At 35.9% G+C, this 20,114-nt stretch carries 20 protein-coding genes and 1 tRNA gene; 10 read left to right on the forward strand and 11 right to left on the reverse strand.

The window, feature by feature from the left end; all coding sequences use genetic code 11:
• Positions 1-62: 62 nt before the first annotated feature.
• The 3 genes from H7U22_RS00180 to H7U22_RS00190 all read right to left on the reverse strand — a co-directional run bounded on the left by H7U22_RS00180 (position 63) and on the right by H7U22_RS00190 (position 2,237).
• A tRNA-Ser gene (locus H7U22_RS00180) sits at positions 63-147 on the reverse strand.
• 89 nt (positions 148-236) lie between these two features.
• Positions 237-1,667: a pyruvate kinase gene (gene pyk / locus H7U22_RS00185; RefSeq protein ID WP_187069324.1), complete on the reverse strand. Its 1,431-nt coding sequence runs from the start codon at positions 1,665-1,667 to the stop codon at positions 237-239.
• Positions 1,668-1,817: 150 nt separating this feature from the next.
• Positions 1,818-2,237 (reverse strand): IPExxxVDY family protein, encoded by a 420-nt coding sequence (locus H7U22_RS00190; RefSeq protein WP_187069325.1) that lies wholly within the window; start codon positions 2,235-2,237, stop codon positions 1,818-1,820.
• A gap of 158 nt (positions 2,238-2,395) precedes the next feature.
• On the opposite strand from H7U22_RS00190, the gene H7U22_RS00195 reads away from it, so the two are divergent.
• The 3 genes from H7U22_RS00195 (at position 2,396) to rnc (ending at position 4,729) form a co-directional block, all read left to right on the forward strand.
• Positions 2,396-2,632 carry an acyl carrier protein gene (locus H7U22_RS00195; protein ID WP_008508386.1) on the forward strand — a complete coding sequence of 79 codons (237 nt, stop codon included), beginning with the start codon at positions 2,396-2,398 and terminating at the stop codon, positions 2,630-2,632.
• Between the two features lie 21 nt (positions 2,633-2,653).
• Entirely contained in the window at positions 2,654-3,907 is a 1,254-nt protein-coding gene (gene fabF / locus H7U22_RS00200; RefSeq protein WP_187069326.1) for a beta-ketoacyl-ACP synthase II, read from the forward strand.
• Positions 3,908-4,000: 93 nt separating this feature from the next.
• The gene (gene rnc, locus H7U22_RS00205) at positions 4,001-4,729 is read left to right on the forward strand and encodes a ribonuclease III (RefSeq protein WP_109925345.1); all 729 of its coding nucleotides are present in this window, start codon (positions 4,001-4,003) and stop codon (positions 4,727-4,729) included.
• Positions 4,730-4,797: 68 nt separating this feature from the next.
• Here rnc and H7U22_RS00210 read toward each other — a convergent pair whose 3' ends face one another.
• Complete coding sequence (locus tag H7U22_RS00210) at positions 4,798-5,514, reverse strand: hypothetical protein (protein ID WP_187069327.1); 717 nt, start codon at positions 5,512-5,514, stop codon at positions 4,798-4,800.
• 1 nt (position 5,515) lies between these two features.
• On the reverse strand, positions 5,516-6,232 hold the full coding sequence (locus H7U22_RS00215; protein WP_187069328.1) for a hypothetical protein: 717 nt from the start codon (positions 6,230-6,232) through the stop codon (positions 5,516-5,518).
• Positions 6,233-6,459: 227 nt separating this feature from the next.
• On the opposite strand from H7U22_RS00215, the gene H7U22_RS00220 reads away from it, so the two are divergent.
• The 3 genes from H7U22_RS00220 to nadD all read left to right on the forward strand — a co-directional run bounded on the left by H7U22_RS00220 (position 6,460) and on the right by nadD (position 8,686).
• Positions 6,460-7,323: a YicC/YloC family endoribonuclease gene (locus H7U22_RS00220; RefSeq protein ID WP_187069329.1), complete on the forward strand. Its 864-nt coding sequence runs from the start codon at positions 6,460-6,462 to the stop codon at positions 7,321-7,323.
• A 70-nt stretch (positions 7,324-7,393) separates the two neighbouring features.
• Positions 7,394-7,963 (forward strand): guanylate kinase, encoded by a 570-nt coding sequence (gene gmk / locus H7U22_RS00225; protein WP_187069330.1) that lies wholly within the window; start codon positions 7,394-7,396, stop codon positions 7,961-7,963.
• A gap of 150 nt (positions 7,964-8,113) precedes the next feature.
• Positions 8,114-8,686: a nicotinate (nicotinamide) nucleotide adenylyltransferase gene (gene nadD / locus H7U22_RS00230; protein WP_187069331.1), complete on the forward strand. Its 573-nt coding sequence runs from the start codon at positions 8,114-8,116 to the stop codon at positions 8,684-8,686.
• A gap of 593 nt (positions 8,687-9,279) precedes the next feature.
• Here the strand turns inward: nadD and H7U22_RS00235 are convergent.
• Complete coding sequence (locus H7U22_RS00235) at positions 9,280-9,981, reverse strand: SAM-dependent methyltransferase (RefSeq protein ID WP_187069332.1); 702 nt, start codon at positions 9,979-9,981, stop codon at positions 9,280-9,282.
• A 279-nt stretch (positions 9,982-10,260) separates the two neighbouring features.
• Between H7U22_RS00235 and H7U22_RS00240 the strand changes: the two genes are divergently transcribed.
• Complete coding sequence (locus H7U22_RS00240) at positions 10,261-11,928, forward strand: DUF6600 domain-containing protein (RefSeq protein ID WP_187069333.1); 1,668 nt, start codon at positions 10,261-10,263, stop codon at positions 11,926-11,928.
• Positions 11,929-11,971: 43 nt separating this feature from the next.
• Here H7U22_RS00240 and H7U22_RS00245 read toward each other — a convergent pair whose 3' ends face one another.
• Positions 11,972-12,595 (reverse strand): HAD family hydrolase, encoded by a 624-nt coding sequence (locus H7U22_RS00245; protein WP_187069334.1) that lies wholly within the window; start codon positions 12,593-12,595, stop codon positions 11,972-11,974.
• 78 nt (positions 12,596-12,673) lie between these two features.
• On the opposite strand from H7U22_RS00245, the gene H7U22_RS00250 reads away from it, so the two are divergent.
• The 3 genes from H7U22_RS00250 to H7U22_RS00260 all read left to right on the forward strand — a co-directional run bounded on the left by H7U22_RS00250 (position 12,674) and on the right by H7U22_RS00260 (position 15,172).
• On the forward strand, positions 12,674-12,901 hold the full coding sequence (locus tag H7U22_RS00250; RefSeq protein ID WP_187069335.1) for a YtxH domain-containing protein: 228 nt from the start codon (positions 12,674-12,676) through the stop codon (positions 12,899-12,901).
• Positions 12,902-12,962: 61 nt separating this feature from the next.
• Positions 12,963-14,399, forward strand: coding sequence for an MBL fold metallo-hydrolase RNA specificity domain-containing protein (locus tag H7U22_RS00255; protein WP_187069336.1), 1,437 nt, complete (start codon positions 12,963-12,965; stop codon positions 14,397-14,399).
• Positions 14,400-14,404: 5 nt separating this feature from the next.
• Positions 14,405-15,172, forward strand: a complete 768-nt coding sequence (locus H7U22_RS00260; protein WP_317172928.1) for a class I SAM-dependent methyltransferase — start codon at positions 14,405-14,407, stop codon at positions 15,170-15,172.
• Between the two features lie 58 nt (positions 15,173-15,230).
• Here H7U22_RS00260 and H7U22_RS00265 read toward each other — a convergent pair whose 3' ends face one another.
• From H7U22_RS00265 to H7U22_RS00280, 4 genes are all read right to left on the reverse strand, one after another.
• Positions 15,231-16,307 (reverse strand): DUF5694 domain-containing protein, encoded by a 1,077-nt coding sequence (locus tag H7U22_RS00265; protein ID WP_187069337.1) that lies wholly within the window; start codon positions 16,305-16,307, stop codon positions 15,231-15,233.
• Between the two features lie 180 nt (positions 16,308-16,487).
• Positions 16,488-17,627, reverse strand: a complete 1,140-nt coding sequence (locus H7U22_RS00270) for a M28 family metallopeptidase (protein ID WP_187069338.1) — start codon at positions 17,625-17,627, stop codon at positions 16,488-16,490.
• Positions 17,628-17,986: 359 nt separating this feature from the next.
• Positions 17,987-18,925 (reverse strand): DUF6607 family protein, encoded by a 939-nt coding sequence (locus H7U22_RS00275; RefSeq protein WP_187069339.1) that lies wholly within the window; start codon positions 18,923-18,925, stop codon positions 17,987-17,989.
• A 23-nt stretch (positions 18,926-18,948) separates the two neighbouring features.
• Positions 18,949-20,112: a PepSY-associated TM helix domain-containing protein gene (locus tag H7U22_RS00280; RefSeq protein ID WP_187069340.1), complete on the reverse strand. Its 1,164-nt coding sequence runs from the start codon at positions 20,110-20,112 to the stop codon at positions 18,949-18,951.
• Positions 20,113-20,114 lie beyond the last annotated feature (2 nt).

Here is a 20,114-nt window from a genome sequence, read left to right on the forward strand (position 1 = left end):
CTTCAATTTAAAGTATTAAGAATGATACAGAATTTGAGGGTTTGAAGTGTGAAGGATAAAAGCGGAGAGGGCGGGATTCGAACCCGCGGTACCTTACAGTACACACGCTTTCCAAGCGTGCTCGATCGACCACTCTGACACCTCTCCGTTTAGGAATGCAAAAATATATTTTTTTAAATAAAAAAAATGCTCTCGTTTTAATCGAGAGCATTTTGAATATGTTAAGGTTAATGAAATTATTCTATAACCGTAATTTTTAACATGTTGGTTTTACCTTTAGCTTCCATTGGAATTGCTGCGGTATTGATGATAATATCACCTTGTTTAACCAGTTTTTTGCTTTTTAAGAATTCGTTAACTTCGATAATCGTGTTATCTGTGCTCTCAAATTTATCGTAGTAGAAACCTCTAACACCCCAAAGTAAACTGACAGCATTTAATAAAGCTCTGTTACTAGTGAAGATGAAAGTTAAAGCTTCTGGTCTGTGACTCGAGATTTCAAATGCAGTGTAACCGCTCAATGTCATCGAAACGATACCAACAGCATTGGTTTGTTTAGCTAAGAAACAAGCAGAATCGCAAATTGCATCACTTAAGAAAGATGGAGATTTCGGTTTTAAGAATTTATCAGGATTGAAAGGATAGTTGTTCTGCTCAATGTTCTGAATAATTTTTTGCATCGTTTCAATAACGATCAAAGGAAATTCTCCAACTGAAGTTTCACCACTTAACATTACAGCATCAGCACCATCAAGTACCGAGTTTGCAACATCATTTACCTCTGCACGAGTTGGGCGAGGCGTAGTAATCATACTTTCAAGCATTTGAGTTGCAACAATTACAGGTTTTGAAGCCGCTCTACATTTAGCAACAATCATTTTCTGTAACAATGGAACTTCTTCCATTGGACATTCAACACCCAAATCACCACGAGCAACCATAATACCGTCAGATACAGCGATAATTTCATCGATGTTAGCAATAGCTTCTGGTTTTTCTATTTTGGCAATTACGCGAGCTGTTTTACCACGCTCTGCAATTATTTTTTTAAGTTCGATAATATCTTCAGCCTTACGAACGAAAGATAAACCGATCCATTCTACATCATTTTCTAAAACGAATTCTAAATTTTCACGATCTTCTGGAGTTAAAGATGGAATAGAAACCTTTGTATTTGGAAGATTTACACCTTTTCTCGAAGTTAAAATACCACCGTGAACAATCTCACAAACTACTTCATCTTTTAAATTAGTAGAAATAACCTTCATTTGAAGCTTTCCATCATCCAAAAGGATAATTTCTCCAGCCTGAACATCTTGAGGGAAACTTTGATAAGTAATGTAAATGCGTTCCTCATTACCAATACATTCAGTAGTCGTAATTACAGTCGTTTTTCCATTAATTAAGTTGATCCCACCTTCTTTTACTAAGCCAATACGAATTTTCGGGCCTTGTAAATCGGCAAGAATACCAACATTATAGTCGTATTTTTTATTTAGCTCGCGGATGGTATCCAAAACCGCTTGGTGATCGGCTTGCGAACCGTGTGAGAAGTTTAAACGGCAAACATCTAAACCTGCGTTAAACATACTATATAATACATCTGGTTTAGCGGATGCTGGGCCTAAAGTGGCTACAATTTTAGTTCTAGAATGAAAAGGTTTCATTTAATAATTGATTTTAGCAATGCAGTTTAAGAAAACGCCAATTAATTATCTAAAATAATCAAACTGCATTAATATTTATATATTTTGTTTTTTTGTTCGTTGTTTGTAACCCTCAAATATAGTGTATTTAATACACCAAGTATATAATTTTTATATTACCAAATTTTCTCTACTCTTTAGCTTAGTCGGATCTATTTTCGCAGCTACTTGTATATCAGGTAGTTTGTTTAAGCCAGAGAGTAAATAATCAAGATCTTCCTTATCGATAAATTCTTTAATGATGATAAAAAAATCTACGTTTCCCATTTCAGGAATCAAGATTCCATCGCTACTTCTGTTGCTAATTAAGTAATATTCTACGTCTCCCTGCTCAACAAAAAAATAATATTTCGAAAAAGACCAGGCGGGTTCATCAATGTTAAAAAATATTTCATGGTCCTCTATTTTCTCGAAATGTAAATTTAATCGGGTATTAATTTTGTGGCAAAGTACATAGTCTTTTAGGGGCGCAGTGATCGCAATCAGTATAAAATCAAGGTCTAAGGTTAACTTTAGGTAAGTTCTATTCAAGGTGAAATAAATTATTTACAGAACGAAATTAAAAAACTAATTCTATATTCGCTGTGTTATTTAGATACCAAAAGTACGTGTCGAAATAAAAACATTTGAAAATTGTAAGAATTTATTTTTCTTTGCACAGAATTATTTAACCATTAAATTATAAAATTATGTCTGATATTGCTTCAAGAGTTAAGGCTATTATCGTAGAAAAACTAGGTGTTGACGAAAGCGAAGTTACGCCAGAGGCTTCATTCACCAACGATTTGGGTGCAGATTCTTTAGATACCGTAGAACTTATTATGGAATTTGAAAAAGAATTCAATGTAGCTATTCCTGATGATCAGGCTGAAACCATCGGTACAGTTGGTCAAGCAATCGCTTATTTGGAAAAAAACGTTAAATAGAATTACGCTTTTTCAGTATAAATGGAATTAAAAAGAGTAGTAGTAACAGGGTTGGGTGCGCTCACTCCTATAGGCAATAATGTTCCCGATTTTTGGGAAGGATTGACTAACGGGGTGAGTGGCGCTGCTCCTATTAAGGGTTTTGACACTGAAAAGTTCAAAACCAAATTCGCTTGCGAGGTAAAAAACTTTAATCCGGAAGATTTCTTGGAGAAAAAGGAAGCCCGTAAGCTAGATCCGTTTGTACAATATGCTTTGGTGGCAACAGAAGAAGCTGTGAAGGATGGTGGTTTTGATTTTGAAAAATTAGATACCAACCGAATCGGTGTAATCTGGGGCGCTGGCATAGGTGGATTGAAAACTTTCTTAGATGAAATCTCGAATTTCGCTAAGGGAGATGGTACGCCAAGATACAATCCATTTTTTATTCCTAAGATGATTATTGATATCGCTCCAGGGCATATCTCAATCAAGTATGGCTTACGTGGGCCAAATTTTGCAACTGTTTCGGCATGTGCTTCCTCAACCAATGCAATGATAGATGCATTCAATTATATCCGTTTGGGTATGGCTGATGTAATTATCAGTGGCGGTTCTGAAGCCATTATTAACGAAGCAGGAATGGGTGGTTTTAACGCCATGCATGCATTATCTACACGTAATGATGATCCGACAACGGCTTCTCGCCCTTTCGATAAAGATCGTGATGGTTTTGTAGCTGGCGAAGGTGCAGGAACTATTATTTTAGAAGAACTTGAACACGCAAAAGCAAGAGGTGCAAAAATTTATGCAGAACTTGTTGGCGGTGGAATGAGTGCTGATGCAAATCACATCACAGCTCCACATCCTGAAGGTTTAGGTGCTAGAATGGTAATGACGAATGCACTTAAAGATGCTGGATTAACCACTGCTGATATCGATTACATCAATGTTCACGGAACTTCTACGCCGCTTGGTGATATTAGTGAAACGAAAGCGATTGGTACATTATTCGGGGAAGATGCTTATAGATTAAACATCAGTTCTACGAAATCAATGACAGGTCACCTTTTGGGAGCAGCTGGTGCTATTGAAGCAATTGCGGCAATTTTAGCTGTTAAAAATGATATTGTTCCTCCAACAATTAATCACTTTACAGATGATCCTGCCTTTGATCCTAAGCTAAACTTTACTTTTAACAAAGCTCAAAAACGTGTTGTTAGAGCGGCGCTAAGTAATACTTTTGGTTTCGGCGGACATAATGCTTCAGTAATTTTCAAAAAGTACGAAGATTAATTAAACAGCCTTGCTATATAATTTTGTATGCTAATTAAAAATAGATAACTTAGTTAAATATGCTAGTTAGCCGTTAATTGTGTTATTTATTTAATGCCGATATTAAAATTATATAAACTTTATCTCTCTCCCGAAAAGGAGTTTGTAAAAAAGCTGAAAAACATTTTGGGCTTTGTGCCGGGCAATGTTACGCTGTACAAAATGGCGTTTAGACATCGTTCTGTAGCTAAAGTTTTAAAAAATGGAAGCCGAAGCAGTAACGAACGCCTAGAGTTTTTAGGTGATGCTGTTTTGGGTTCTGTAATTGCAGAATTGCTTTTTAAACATTATCCGTACAAGGAAGAAGGTTTTCTAACCGAGATGCGATCTAAAATTGTAAATCGGGCAAATTTAAACCAACTTGCCAAGAAAATAGGCTTTGATAGAATGATCCAGTTTGATCAAAGATCTGTGAGCATTCAAACCAAGCATAACTCTATGTTAGGCGATGCTTTTGAGGCCATTATTGGTGCAATCTACATGGATAAGGGCTATAACTTTACAAAGGAATTCTTACTTCGTAGAATTGTTAAGCCACACATCGATATTCATACCCTTGAACTTACCGAAACCAACTTTAAAAGTAAATTAATAGAATGGTGCCAACGCCATGGTAAGGATGTGCTTTTTGAACTTGCTGAAAATGGTGAAGGCGAAAGTGCCAAATTATTCACGATCAGTGCAGTTGTAGAAGGTGAAAAAGTAGGAACTGGCAGAGATTATAATAAAAAGAACGCTGAGAAATTGGCTGCCGAAAAAGCCTGCGAAACGCTATCGATTTAGATTTAAAATGTTTTATTGGTTAACTGCCTAATTGGGTTAACTGTTTAAATTGATTAGGTAGCCGAAACTTACTTTCCTTTTCCTAAAGTATCTGTAAAGTTTTTAGATGATTCCTTAATGTATTTAATGTAATCGTAACTGTTCCAGTATTGGGCTTTTTCAAATTCAGGGCGACAATTTAACATGTATTTCTCTAAGGTATCACCACGTAATTCTGTATTGTTTTTAATCATACTTTGATTGAAATAAACATCAATTTGAGATTGTTTAATTTCGTTATCCGCATATCTTCCAAATCTGCGGGCGTTTTTAGGGTCTTTCCCAACCAAATTATACAAAGCATTTAGCGGACTAAAAATTGCTGACAAAACAGATGATTTGCCACCATTATAAACGCCTTTGTTTTGAAATTCTCTTTTTATCTCATCAAGATCCTGCTTTTTTGTATTTCCTCTAATGGTAACATCTTCTAACATGGTTGTATTTCTAATAAGATAAACAATCAAATCTTGAGGCCCTTTTACCACTACTTCTTGATCCATTAAATTTCTTTTCGTAACGAGCAAGGTATCGCCAACACTGGCTTTAATTTGAAACAAGCCCAAATCATTGCTTCCAACCCCAAGCTTTGTGCGTTTATTAGTAATCTCAACCAAAGCAACCCTAATGTTAGATCCCTTTTCTATAACTACGCCTTTGGCAATAAAATCTTGTGCCTTTAAGCTATAGCCAGTTAATATTAAGATTGTATTTAGTATTGCATATTTTAAAAATTTCATGAGCATTTTAATTTTTCAAGGTATCTGTATATTTTTTGGCAGAAACCTTAATGTAATTTACGGCATCGTAATTATTCCAATTCTTTACCATTTCACTTTTTGGATAGTAATCTAGCATAAACTTATCTAGGTTTTTACCCTCAAAATTTGTGTATTTATTTATTAATGTCTTATTGAAAAATAGATCGACTTGCATCGATTTTATTTCGTTATCGTAATACTTTTTAAAGCGGCGGGCTTTAGCCGGCGTTTTTCCAAAAAGTTCATAAAAGAAAGTTAACGGACTTCCGCTAAACGGATTGAGCAATATTAATGGTGGTTTACCTTCGTAAAAAGATCCCTGCCGTTTAAATTCTCGTCTTATTTCATCCAAATCTTCTTTTTTCGTTTTGCCCTTAATGGTAACTTCCTCCAGTGTTGTACTTGCTCTAATTAGGTAGGCAATAACGTCTTTATCATCTCGAACTACAATTTGCTGATCAACGAAGTTCCGCTTTTCGATAAATAAAGTGTCTCCCAATTTGGCTTTGATTTGGTACATGCCCAGGTCATTACTGCCAACAGCCTGTTTTGTACGCCTATTGGTTACAACACACAGTGCTATTCTAATGTTCGTGCCTTTTTCAATTATAACACCTTTTGCTAGCAAATCTTGCGCATAAGCAGAATTTGTGTCAAAAATCAAACAAATAAGAAGTATAACGAGCGAAACAAAAGCTTTCATATCTGCTAGATATTTTTTGTAAAATTAACATTTGTTAACCTTTTTAATTGTTAAATAAACGTTAATGCTGATGCGTATGTATATGGATGGATGTAGCATTGAGGTGTAAATAAATTTTTACTTCAAACTAAAAAAATTATAAATTACTATTTTACTCTACTGCAAAACTCCAGGCTAGCAACTTAAACTCCAAACTTATTTTTCTATCTTTGCGCATGATAAAATCCATGACAGGATACGGCTTAGCAACAGCCGATTATGCGAATGCAAAGTACAGTGTCGAAATCAAATCGCTCAACAGTAAATTTCTGGAGCTTAATTTAAAATTCCCTAAAGCTTTTTCTGATAAAGAAATTATTCTGCGTAATGTGTGCAGTAAAGATATTGAGCGTGGCAAAGTTAGCCTAAGCATTAATGTAGAGCGTTCTGCAGCTGAAGTTACCGGTGCTACAATCAACACTGCATTATTGGCTCATTATTACAATCAATTAATTGCCGTTAACGATGAATTGGGTGCAAATAGCAGTAATTTATTGCAAACAGCTTTAACTTTTCCAGATGTAATTAACTACAAAGAGGAAAGCGTTTCTGAAGATGAGTGGAATCATTTATATAAAATATTTACGCAGGCCGTTGTTAGTTTTAACAAATTTAGAGAAGATGAGGGCGCTGTCTTAAAATCTGATTTAGAATTACGAATTAAGAACATTCTTTCGTACTTCAAATCTGTAGAAGAATTGGAACCAAAACGACTTTCGGCCATTCGTGATAAGTTTACTCAGTTTTTAGATGATGCAGTGGGCAAGGTTAACATCGACCAAAACCGTTTTGAGCAGGAATTGATTTATTACATTGATAAAATCGATATTACTGAAGAAAAAACACGTTTAAAAAGTCATTGCGATTACTTTTTGCAAACTTTAACCAGCAAAGAGGCAAACGGTAAAAAGTTGGGTTTCATCTCTCAAGAAATTGGTAGAGAAATTAATACCATGGGTGCAAAAGCAAATGATGCGCAGATGCAACAATTTGTGGTTGGTATGAAAGAAGAATTAGAAAAGATAAAAGAACAGTTATTAAACGTATTATAGAAAGCCTAAAGCTTAAAGCTCAAAGCTTAAAGCTTTGGACTTTCTGTTTTTAGTCTTTAGTTTTAAAAAAATGAAACAAGGCAAACTAATTATATTTTCAGCACCATCGGGAGCAGGCAAAACAACAATAGTACACCACTTATTAACTAAATTTCCCGAGCTTAGCTTTTCTATTTCAGCTACCACCCGCGAATTACGAGGTGCAGAAACGCATGAAAACGACTACTATTTTATTACTAAGGAAGAGTTTTTGCATAAAGTTGCCCGTCAAGAATTTGTTGAGTTTGAAGAGGTTTATAATGGAACTTTCTACGGAACCTTACGTTCAGAAATTGAACGCATTTGGGATGATGGAAAGCATGTAATTTTCGACATTGATGTTGAAGGCGGAATTCGTTTAAAAAGAAAATATGAAGAAGATGCTTTAGCTATTTTTGTTCAGCCTCCCTCATTAGAAGTTTTAAAAGAGCGTTTAAGCGGTAGAGGAACAGATAGTTCAGAAAAACTGCAAGAGCGTTTTATCAAAGCTGAAAAGGAATTAACCTATGCCGATAAATTTGATGTGATTTTAAAAAACTACGATTTAGCAACAGCTTGTGCTGAAGCGGAAAAGTTGGTTGGAGATTTTTTAAAGAGCTAAGGCATTTCGCCTTATTGGTCGTGATTGCGAGGCACGAAGTTACATAGCAATCCCTTTGGGACAATCTCATTTGACGATCTAATTTAAATGTTCGATTAAGATTGCTTCGTGCCTCGCAATCACGATTTGGTTTAAACTGATAACTACAAATTGAAAACTGGTCTATTCTTCGGTTCTTACAATCCAATCCACACTGGGCATTTAATTATTGCTAACTATATGGCCAACCACACCGAACTCGATGAAGTTTGGTTAGTGGTTTCTCCACACAATCCGCTTAAAGATAAAAGTGGATTAACCAATATGTACGATCGATTGGAAATGGCCAAGTTAGCTACTGAAAATGCGGAACACATTCGGGTTAGCGATATCGAATTTGCGTTGCCTCAGCCATCTTACACCATTGATACCTTAACCTATTTGCACGAAAAATATCCAGAAAAAGAATTCGTGCTGATTATGGGAGCCGATAATTTAGTTTCTTTTAAAAAGTGGAAGAACTATGAAGTGCTTCTAAAAAACTATCAAATTTACGTTTATCCACGTCCTGATGCTCATGTTGCCGAATGGGAAAATCACCCTTCGATTACGTTTACCAAAACCCCATTAATGGAAATTTCTTCAACTTTTATTCGCAAAGCGATTAAGGAAAATAAGAATATCCAGTTCTTTCTGCCAGATAAAGTCATCGATTTTATTGAAGGAAAGGGGATGTATCGGTAAACTCGACTTGCGAAGTTTCAAGGGGAACAAGGGTGGGGAAAACTTATGAAGTCTTTTAAGAAGGTGATTAACCCAATAGAAATTCATTTGAAAAGCAAGCACAGCGATCAGATTATCGTCCGGCTGGCTTTCCGCTAAATCCCGATGAAACCTGTGCAACAAGCAAGCATACTACTACAATGGAAAAGCCGATGCTTAAATCGGGGATACCGCTTCAATCCAGTTTATATATAAAATGTTCTGCAATTATTAAAGGTTGAGATTTGCTTTAAAGAAAAGCAATAAGCCTGTGATTTTTTTAAAACGGAACGATTTTAATGTGCACAGTTTTAAGTTAAATAAACCCGACAGCCGCGGCAATACTTTTTTTGATAACGATTATTTCCAACCGATCATGTTAGTTATTGACTGAGTTTTCTGCACTGAATTTTATTAACCCCACTCAAAAAAAGATTGTAGCAAATGGCGGGACTGCAATTGCCAAAAGCTTCTAACATTCGTTTTCTGATAATAGATAACTTGGTATAAACCTTAATCACCAGATATAGAGTATAAAATAAAAATGGTCTGCTAGGACACAGACCATTGTGTAACTAATACAATAAAAATATAGCAGGCTTTTTATGTAAATCTATCGTTTCCTTACGCCACAGATAAACGGTTTGAGTTTTAATAAATTCGTCTTCGCCCGTTAAGTTACAAGCAATACAAAGCTGAGAACTCGGCTTACAGCTTTTCAAAATTTCTTCTAGCATTTGGTTATTGCGAAAAGGTGTTTCGATAAAAATTTGAGTTTGTTTATAACGACTGGCCGATAAATCTAAATCTTTAACACGTTTGGTACGTTGTTCCTTATCAATAGGTAAATAACCCCAAAAAGCAAAACTCTGTCCGTTAAAGCCAGATGCCATAAGTGCGAGCAAAATAGAACTCGGGCCAACCAAAGGCACCACTTTAATCCCTCTTTTATGCGCTTCGGCAACAATATCGGCTCCCGGATCTGCAATACCCGGACACCCTGCTTCGCTCATTAAACCAACATCTTTACCCGCTAAAAGCTCAACAAAGAACTGACTTAAATCGGTACGATTATGTTTCCCATAATCATGAACGATTAAATCTTTTTGAGGCGTTTTTAAACCAGCCTCTTTTAAAAACCGACGAGCGGTTTTACTATTTTCAACTATATAAGTATCAATTTGATTAATGGTATCAACCAAATATGGCGTAAAAGTTTTGTGTGCTACCTCTTCAGCAAGAGGAACAGGAATTAAATATAAAGTGCCGTTCTGCATGGTGCAAAAATACTCACAAAAAATAGAATTTAAGTTTTAAAGTTTAACTGATGTACAGTATAATCTCTTTTGTAAACAGTTGTGTAGCAAATTTTATTTCTAAATGACTTATTTTCTGCACAATTATACCCGACTTAAAACGTTAAATAAGAGTTAAATATGCCATTGGATGCAATATTTGGCACAAATGATAAAAACTATGCAAGCATATTAAACCTTGGATAATTTTGGTTCTCTAATTGATACACACATGATAGGTTATTAAAAATAAACACACAAATGAAAACACTGAAATTTACGGCTATTGTGCTGGGGCTTTTTAGCCTCCTTGCCGGAACCACAACCCTAGTCAGGGCACAAGACTACCAAGACAGTTACCAGGATGATGGCTACAGTACTGGAAACGTTTCTATGCAAACCTTTTACGATGAGCTTTCTCCGTATGGAACTTGGATTCAAGATCCGCAATACGGTTATGTTTGGCGTCCGGATATAGATCAGAATGAGTTCCGCCCATATTACACTAATGGCCGTTGGGCTATGACGGAATATGGTAACACTTGGGTTTCTAATTACGATTGGGGATGGGCACCGTTTCACTATGGCCGTTGGGTAATTAATAGTTACAGACAATGGATTTGGTTACCTGATACCAACTGGGGTCCAGCTTGGGTAGATTGGAGAAGTGGAGATGGTTATTATGGTTGGGCACCAATGGCGCCAAGTATTAGCATTAATTTAAGCTTCGGTCGTCGTTATTCAGTACCAGAATTCTGTTGGAACTTTATTCCACAATCGAATATCTATATTAATACTTTCCCAAGATATGATTATGGTCGTAATAATGTTTACATCCGCAATACAACCATCATTAACAACACTTATGTGTACAACAGAAGAAGTTATTATGGTGGCCCAAGAATGGAAGATATTAGAAGAGCAACCAATCGCGATGTAAGAGTTTACAGATTCGACCAAAGTAATAGACCAGGAGCAAGTAGAATTGATAGTAGGGCGGTTTCTATTTACAGACCAAGACCAGAACGTAATGTGGTTGATAATCGCAATGCGGCACCAAGAAAATTTGAACAAGGAAACGCAGGTTTTGCAAGAAACGGTAGAGGAAATGATAACACAACCCGTGGAGGAAACAATAATACAGACAACAGGTTTGGAAACAGAAATGACAATAGAAGTGGACAACCTGATGGACGTACTAACGGAAATGTAGATAGGGGTAATAATAATCAGCCTAATACAAGAGGTGGCGTTTATAATAGAGATGCAAATGGAAGAACTGATCGTGTAGGCCAGAATAATGGGCAAGCTAATGTTGATAGAACTCAAGATCAGCAACGTGCCCAGCAAGCGCAACAACAAAGAGCAGAGCGTGGAGGTCAACAGGATCGAATGAGCCAAGATCAACAACGTGCTCAACGAGATGTGCAAATTCAACAACAACGCGGTCAACAAGCAGATCAACAAAGAGCACAACGTGATGCGCAGGTTCAGCAACAACGCGGTCAACAGGCAGATCAACAAAGAGCACAACGTGATGCGCAGGTTCAGCAACAACGCGGTCAACAAGTAGAGCAACAAAGAGCTCAACGTGATGCACAGGTTCAGCAACAACGTAGTCAGCAGGCAGAACAGCAACGTGCACAACAAGCGCAACAGCGTTCTGCCCAAGTAGAGCAACAAAGAGCTCAACGTGATGCTCAAGCACAGCAACAACGCAGTCAGCAGGCAGAACAACAACGTGCGCAACAATCACAACAACGAGAAGCGCAGGTTCAACAACAAAGAGCTCAGCAGCAACAACAACAGCAACAACGTACAGAACAAAGAAGAACTGAAGCACCACAACAACAGCAACAACAACAACAAAATCGTGGTGGTGAAAGAAGTGGCTCTGAAGGAAGACCATCAAGAGGTGGTAGAGGATAGATTGATAAGTCCCGATGAAAATCGGGACTTTTTTTATGCCCCATTATTCCCCAACTGCGATTGGCAGGTTACTCAAATCTTTTCCTCTATAAGTGCTTTCGGCATTAGGGTGTAAATTTTCCGGATCTAAAAGAAAAGTTTCAATTCTCAATTCAAGTCCGAATTTAATTTCAGAATCAGCATCATCACCTATTATTAAAATGTCATCCTTTTTCAGATTATATTTTTCAATTAAGTGTAGAAAGGCTTCTTTTTTGTTCGATGATCCTGCATCAACCACAAAAATTTCTTCAAAATCATCGGCTATGCCCAGCATTATTACTTTAGAATTTTGTTGTTTTGGAAAGCCAGCGGTAACAATAAATTTTCTTCCTTTTAAATCTTTAATGTAGTGGTAATCTTCGCTTGGTTTTAAGGTGGCCGTAACCGATCTATTGCTTAAATATTCTATAGCACGCTCTGTAGCTTCTGGTTTAAAGCCATATTTTTTGGCTATTTTTTGAAACGGCGTTGTAAGCATTTCCTTTTTTGCCATTTGCTTTTGTTCCTCAGAAATCCCTAAGTCTAATTGATCGAGCAGACTGTAAATCCCACTCATTAACTGTTCTTCGTTCGGTTTTGTAAAATAAATGGTATTATCTAAATCGATAAAAAATACATGCTTCATTGTGGATTGGTTTTTGTAAGATAAAAAAAATAAAACACCATTAGCTTAAATATGTTTATTAACTAAAGATTAAAGATCATGAAGAAAGAAACAAAAATTATAGTAGGCGTATTAGCCGGAGCAGCATTAGGAGCAACAATCGCATTGGCATTATCTTCAGATTCTTCCAGCGATATAAAAGGTAAATTATCAGATTTTTTTGCTGATTTGTTAGATGTATCAAAAGATAAACTAGCGGGCTTGGCAGATAAAGCTTCAAGCGTAGCAGATAAGGTAAAAGATAAAATAGCAGATATTAATGCTTAAAGAATAGGAAATGCCGGAAATATCCGGCATTTTTATTCTACATAATTTCTAACCATCACAAATGAAAATTGCTTTTCACGGTGCAGCCCGTACAGTTACAGGTAGTAAGCACCTCATTACGCTTAAAAACGATACTCAAATATTATTAGACTGTGGCCTTTTTCAAGGGATGGGCCATGTTACGGACAAGCTTAACGATTATTTTGGTTTTGATGCCAAAAAAGTTACCTATCTGGTTTTATCTCATGCACACATAGATCACTGCGGTTTATTGCCAAAACTTGTTGCCGAAGGCTTTAGTGGTAAAATTTTTTGTACTTCTGCCACAATGGATTTGGCTAGGATTTTAATGATGGATTCTGCAAAAATTCAAATGCAGGATGCCGAATTCTCCAATCGCCATTTACGCCAAGGCGAAGAAATGGAAGAACCACTTTACACAGATGATGATGTTGTAAAAACGGTGAGTTTGATGAAGATTGTAGAGTACGAGGAAGATTTCGAAATTGAACCAAACATTCGACTAAAATTTACAGACGCAGGCCATATTTTAGGTAGTGCGGCCGTTCACCTAACCATCACTGAAGATAATAAACCTACAAGAATTACCTTTAGCGGTGATGTTGGTCGTTATGGGGATTTATTATTAAAAAGCCCACAGCAGTTTGATCAGGCAGATTATATTTTGATGGAATCTACTTATGGCGATTCTCTACATAAAGATTTAGATCCAATTGAGGATATGTTGCTGGAAATCATCAGCAATACTTGCAATGTAAAAAAGGGTAAAGTAATTATCCCCGCTTTTAGTGTTGGCAGAACTCAAGAGTTATTATATGCTTTAAATGGATTGGAGCTTAAGGGCAAACTGCCCGATATTCCTTATTATGTTGATAGTCCCTTATCCTCAAAAGCCACGGAGATTCTAAAAAATCATCCGGAGGTTTATAATAATGGAGTTAAGGAAACCTTAAAAATAGATCATGATGTTTTTGCATTCAAGGGTCTGCGCTTTATAGAAAGTGTAGAGGAATCTAAAGCTTTAAATGATGATCCTCGACCTTGTGTAATTATTTCAGCATCGGGCATGGCCGAGGCAGGAAGAGTTAAACATCACATCAGAAACAATATTGGAAACCAAAAAAATACAATTTTAATGGTTGGTTACTGCGAGCCAAATTCGCTCGGCGGAAGATTAATGGCGGGACAAAAAGTTGTTGAGATTTTTAGAGAAGAGTACGATGTGAGAGCTGAAGTTAAATCCATAAAATCTATGAGTGCGCATGGCGATCATGAAGATTTGCTCAAATTTTTGTCTTGTCAAGATCCAGATAAAGTTAAACAGTTATTTTTGGTTCATGGAGAATATGAAGTGCAACAACATTTTGCAACAACCTTAAAAGAACATGGTTTTAAGCATGTTGCTATTCCAGAATATCATCAAGAGTTTGGCCTCACCCCAGCCCTCTCCGAAGGAGAGGGAGCGCAACCGGTATAGATAATTTGCTTAAGTCACTTGGCTTTTATCTTTTTGCTTTAAGCTTTGGTCTTTTTCCTTTCAGCTTTCTCTCTATCTTTGTGCCTATGGATGTTTTTGGTAAAGCGCTTACTGATATTTATAAAACTGGCGAAGCCGACGTGCTTTGGTTACATAACTCTTACGGTGAACCGGAAGAAATGCCTTTAGAGTTTTTCTTTCGTGATGATGAAGATATGCCTGTTTTAGAACTTCAGGCTTTGCATATGTGTGAGGGTAAAGTTTTAGATATTGGTGCTGGTGTTGGAAGTCATGCTTTACTTTTACAAGCCTTTAATATTGATGTTACGGCAATTGATGTATCTGAAGCTGCGGTAAATATTATGAAAGATCGTGGTGTAAAAAAAGCCCTGTTGCAAGATGTTTACACATACAAAGAGAAATTCGATACCATTTTTATGCTGATGAATGGAATCGGTGTAACGGGGACTTTGCCTGGCTTTAAAGATTTTTTGATTAAGATAAAAGAGTTATTAAATCCCAACGGACAGGTCATTTTTGATTCATCAGATATTTCTTATTTATATGAAGATTTACCAAGACCTCAAAATCAATATTATGGTGAGGTTTCTTATCAATATGAATATAAGGGTGAGAAGGGAAATTGGTTTAATTGGATTTATATAGATGAGGAAACAATAAAAGCTACAGCAGAAGAAACGGGTTGGAATTGTGAGCTTATCTTTGATGATGGTGAGGATCAATATTTGGTTCGATTAACACAAAAAATATAATAGGTTTTAACAAATAGCGAAATCGCCTTCAATTACGAAGGCGATTCATTATTATAATCTAGTGTAAATCATTGTAGTTTATAATTTTAACATTTGGGTTTTTGGTTAAAATTTCTTCCATCCAAATTCTGTGTGATGCTCCAACACCTACAACAATTCTTTTTGCATTTTTAGCTTGGGCTTGATCGATTATGTTTTTGCACATCCCTTCATTTCTTAAAACCCATTGCGCAACCATTCCTTTTAATGCTTCTGTAGGGAAACCTGGGTATCCGTAAAAATGGCGACCTCCATATAAATTCCAAGCTTCATCAAGCTCACCATATTTTTTCGAGTTCATGCCAGCGTATGGATCTGCGTTAAAGGCTTTAGATTCTTCTGGTGTAAAATTCCAGTATAAATCCATGGCTTTAACGGTTTTAGCCTCATCTGAAGTTGAATCTGCTTTCCCTTTTGCCAGCATAGTTTTATATAATGAATCCATTTTTCCCCATGCTTGTCCCCAGGGTTTATCATAAGTTTGGCAATCCATTTTGTAAATCTGATTTTGCCCGAGTTGGTAAATTAATGGGAAAAAGATTTTGCTGTACTCGCTACTAGGTTTAACAATTCCAATTTTCTTTAGTGAATCAGAACTTCCAAACATTTTCACGTATTCAGCTTGTTCCTCTCTTCCGAATTTGGATTTCATGTTGTTTTCTAGCACAAACATTTGATAATCAAAGTTTCCTCTGTCCCAACTTTTAGCATATTCTAAGGCTAAGTTCATTCTGGTTTTGTGGTAATATGCAAAAGAGACTAATGCTTTTTGGTTCCTTTTAATTAAACTCGAAAGGTTTGCAGGCGTTTTTGGATTAAGCTTATTCATGTAATCAACTTTGTTTTTGAAAGCTTTTTTCGCCCAATGACTCTCCTCCAATTTAGCATAATCGGTTTCTGGTAAATATTCTCCAAAAACCATATCGGGTTTAAAGTTTTTCAGTTTATCTACAATCGCTTGAAAATTTTGAGTAGAATTGGAATTGTCGTGACTTGAGCCAACAATAACAATTTCGATTTGATTTTGTGCATTTGATTTTATCGCGATGCTGAATAAAATTAAGAAGGCTAGGCTGATTTTTTGTATAGTTTTCATAATGAATCTTGTTTTCGTTTTTGTTGATTCAAAGATGATTATACGAAGGCAGGTGCAAAATTTAATTATCCCAATGGCTTAAAATATTATCCCAATAAATAGATTTAAGAAATATGGTGTTGGTCATGCAAAACGGATGTTTTAGATTCTGTTTTAAGGTTTTCATCCTAAAAACTGCCACTATTCCATTAACTTTTTATTGAAACCAATAATCAATTTAAACAAATCATTGTATTCGGTAAGGGGTAAAGTTTCAGGTTTGTCAAATATATCATGATAAGCACTTGGTCCGCCTTGAGTGTAAATAAAGAACGCAGGAACACCTTTTTCGGTAAAGAAATAATGATCACTATTGGCCGCTTTACCTCGAGAATTTATTTTAGAAATGTACTTATACTCGTTGTTAATTTTATTTAACATAGCGAAAGCTTTAGGGTAAACACTTGCGTTTACGACCGTCATTCCACTTTCTCCAGTACCTACTAAATCTAGGTTGATCAAAAATTTAATTCTATTTAAGGTAATTAATGGGTTCTCCGTAAAATATTTCGAGCCTAATAGGCCAGCTTCTTCTCCTGCAAAGCAGATAAAGCCTATAGAATAGGTTTGTGGATGGATTGCATAATACTTGGCCAAACTTAATAAAGTTGCTACGCCTGCGGCGTTATCATTTGCGCCTGGGAAATAGGTTTCAGAACCCATTCCGCCTAAATGATCGTAATGTGCGGTAATGATTAAAATCGAATCCGTATATTTGGTTCCTTTTACGTAGCCACAAACATTAGAAGCATCAAAATCGGCTACAAATTTATTTTCGATCTCTACATTTATGTTTTTAGGAGTTTGAGTAAAGTTTTTTCTATTGACTTGGATAATTGTATAATCTGCAACTTCTGTAGCTACAGACCAAGTTAATTTATCCTTTAAAACCACCTGAAGATTTGGTGAACCCTGAAAATTAAGGCTATCGATTTTTTCTAAGTTCGCATTTGTTTTTAATCCTTTACTTTCATTGTTAACAATAAAATCTTTTCCGGGAATTAGTTTCTTGCCATTTAGCTCGACCATCATTTTGCCAGGAAATGTATTTACTGGAAAATTGAAATGCTGTTTGTAATGTCCATTAAATGTAGTTAAACCTAGCTTTTTGTATTCAGCAGAAAGATAATCTGCTGCTTTACTCATTCCATTTTTCGTGTAGCCTCTTCCCCAAAAATTTTTGGAGGTTAAAATATTTATTATTTTTCTAGTGTAGGTAGAATCTTGTGCAAAACAATTAAGAGAAAAAAATAAAATGAAAATTAAGACAAATCTCTTCATTGGAAAATAATAAGTCTTAAAGTTAAGATTAATTGGCAATTATAATTTTTCGGTATTAACACTTCTCACATTATCAAAAAGCCTGACAATTGCATAGGCCAATGGCAAAATAAGAGTAATGATAATTTCCTGACGCTGAAAGTTTAATCTAAACGTAAGTATCGAAAAAGCCGATAATACCCAGATAATTCCAGTAGCCAGGAAAAAGTTTTTTAGAAAATTTAACGAAGAGCTCATTTAGTAGGTTTTATGTCATGATTTGAACAAATATAATATTTATTGCGTGAGTTAATAATCCGCATAACCAAAAAAGCCATTTAGTTTTTAGGCTAAATGGCTTGGGATGTGATCTTGAGCGTTTATTTTACTAAATACGGTTGTAAAGCTGTTTTGATTTTTTCCTTGTTTTGAGCAACGGTCCATTTTTCTTTAATGGATTGATCGCCTAGGCTAAAAAGGGTTTCGTAAAGTAATTTTCCGTTGGCCATTGTTTGAACTTTGAATGTGTTATTAGAACCAATAACATCAGCCCAAACTGTACGCACATCAGCCCAATAAGTATGTTGGCTTGCCCACCATTTTTGCGCATTAGCAAAAGTTTTAGGGTCTATTTTAGTAAATTCTTCATAGCCTTTTTCTACCGCTAATAATTTATCTCCAGTTGGTGTACGTACAATTTTTTTATTGTCTTGCTCAAACATCCAACCATCTTTAGTAATGGTAATTCGGCTTCCACGGTTTAAAACATTGTAATCTTTACGCACGGTAGATTCTCTTCTTGGAAGTGGAGAATCGGTTTCACTTTGCCATGAATCATGACCGCCAACATGGCTCCAAGTTCCGTAACCTTGATAACGCGGACTATCATCAACTTGATAAACTTTTTGCGTCCACTTGCCTTTTACATCCGCTGCGGCTAGGTTACCTTTTTTCCATGCATTATCCTGAGTGTAAAGCATAATATTGGTGTCTTCATAAGTCCAATCTTGGCGCCAGTGTTTAATAACCGTAGTATCATTAATGGCGAGCATGTGCTGAATTACAATTCTTTTAGGCTCATCTACAATTATTTCTGCCCATTCGCTTCCATGACTTTCGTAAGGTTTACTAAATTTATAATCAGGATTTGGAGCGGTAACCTCGCCATAATTGAAGTTTACTTCATAAAAACCCGCAAGCGATTTTATTGCTTTTCTATCTTTTTCGAATTTTTCGTCTGCACTTTCTATTTTTGTCTGTGCACTTACATTAAAGGCAATCAAGCCTGATAATACTAAGATTAGGTTTAAAAATCTCATTGTTATTTATTTTTATTGAGGTGTTATTTAATTTCCGCAACTGCGGGATTTTTCTTTTTTTTCTTTCTTCCAATCCATATTAAAACACCAGTTATCGGCATGCTCGCTGCAATAAGACTAGCAAAAAAGGCAATTACTTTACCCGCCAAGCCTGCGATTGAGCCAACATGGATATCAAAATTCATACGATAGATTTTATCGGCAACTGATGTGTTTTTAAACTTTCCGTAAGCATGTTTAACTTCAATTTCTTTTAGGCTATGCTGATCAAAGTATCGGTAATCTGATTTCCAATAAGTTTCCGGATCAGGGTTCTTTGCAATTTCTATCGAAGCCTTTTCGTTTTCTGGAACGTGTACGTCCAAACTGCCCTGAAATGTTGGATCTTCTGTTAAATAAGATTGCCAAATTTTATCTGCTGCGGAAGTATTTAATTTAAGTTTTGCCTTCGCCGTAGTATCCGAAAAAGTTTCGCTAAACTCTGTTAATGACTTTCCTCCAGAGGTTACAAAATAAACTGATTTTGAAAACCATTGAAATCCCATAACCATTCCTGATAATGCGACAAAAATTATTATCCAGGTAATGTAGAAGCCAAGCACATTGTGAAAATCGTAGTTTACTCGTCTCCATTTTGCATTCCATTTTACCGTAAAACGTTGTTTGGTAGCGGCCTTATTTTTTGGCCACCACAAGATTAACCCTGATATTAAAAGCAGTACAAAAATAAGTGTGGCACTGGTTAATATTGGCTGACCAATTGTTGGCGGTAACCATAAATAATAGTGCCCCATAATCACAATCCTGAAAAAATCATCGTTCATGTTTTTAACTTTCATCACTTCTCCAGTATATTGATTTACAAAAACGATGTAATAGTATTCAGGATTGAAATTGTAATAAACTACTTGAGTCGCTTTTCCTGGCTGATAAGTAATGCTATGGGCATGTTTATTGGGTAATGCTTTATCTGCAATTTGTTTTAATTGCGTTGGTGGCAATAAAGCTTTGTTTTGCACCTCAAGATTTCTGTAAGGTTGTGTTACATTTTCAATCTCTCGTTCAAAAGCCAAAATGCATCCTGTAATGCCCAAAAAACATACAAATAGCCCGGATGTTAATCCGAGCCATAAGTGGATTTTTCCAATCCAATATTTTAAAGGTTTATTTTTTTTCTTTTCAAACATGA

The organism is Pedobacter fastidiosus (assembly GCF_014306625.1).
Taxonomy (GTDB): domain Bacteria; phylum Bacteroidota; class Bacteroidia; order Sphingobacteriales; family Sphingobacteriaceae; genus Pedobacter; species Pedobacter fastidiosus.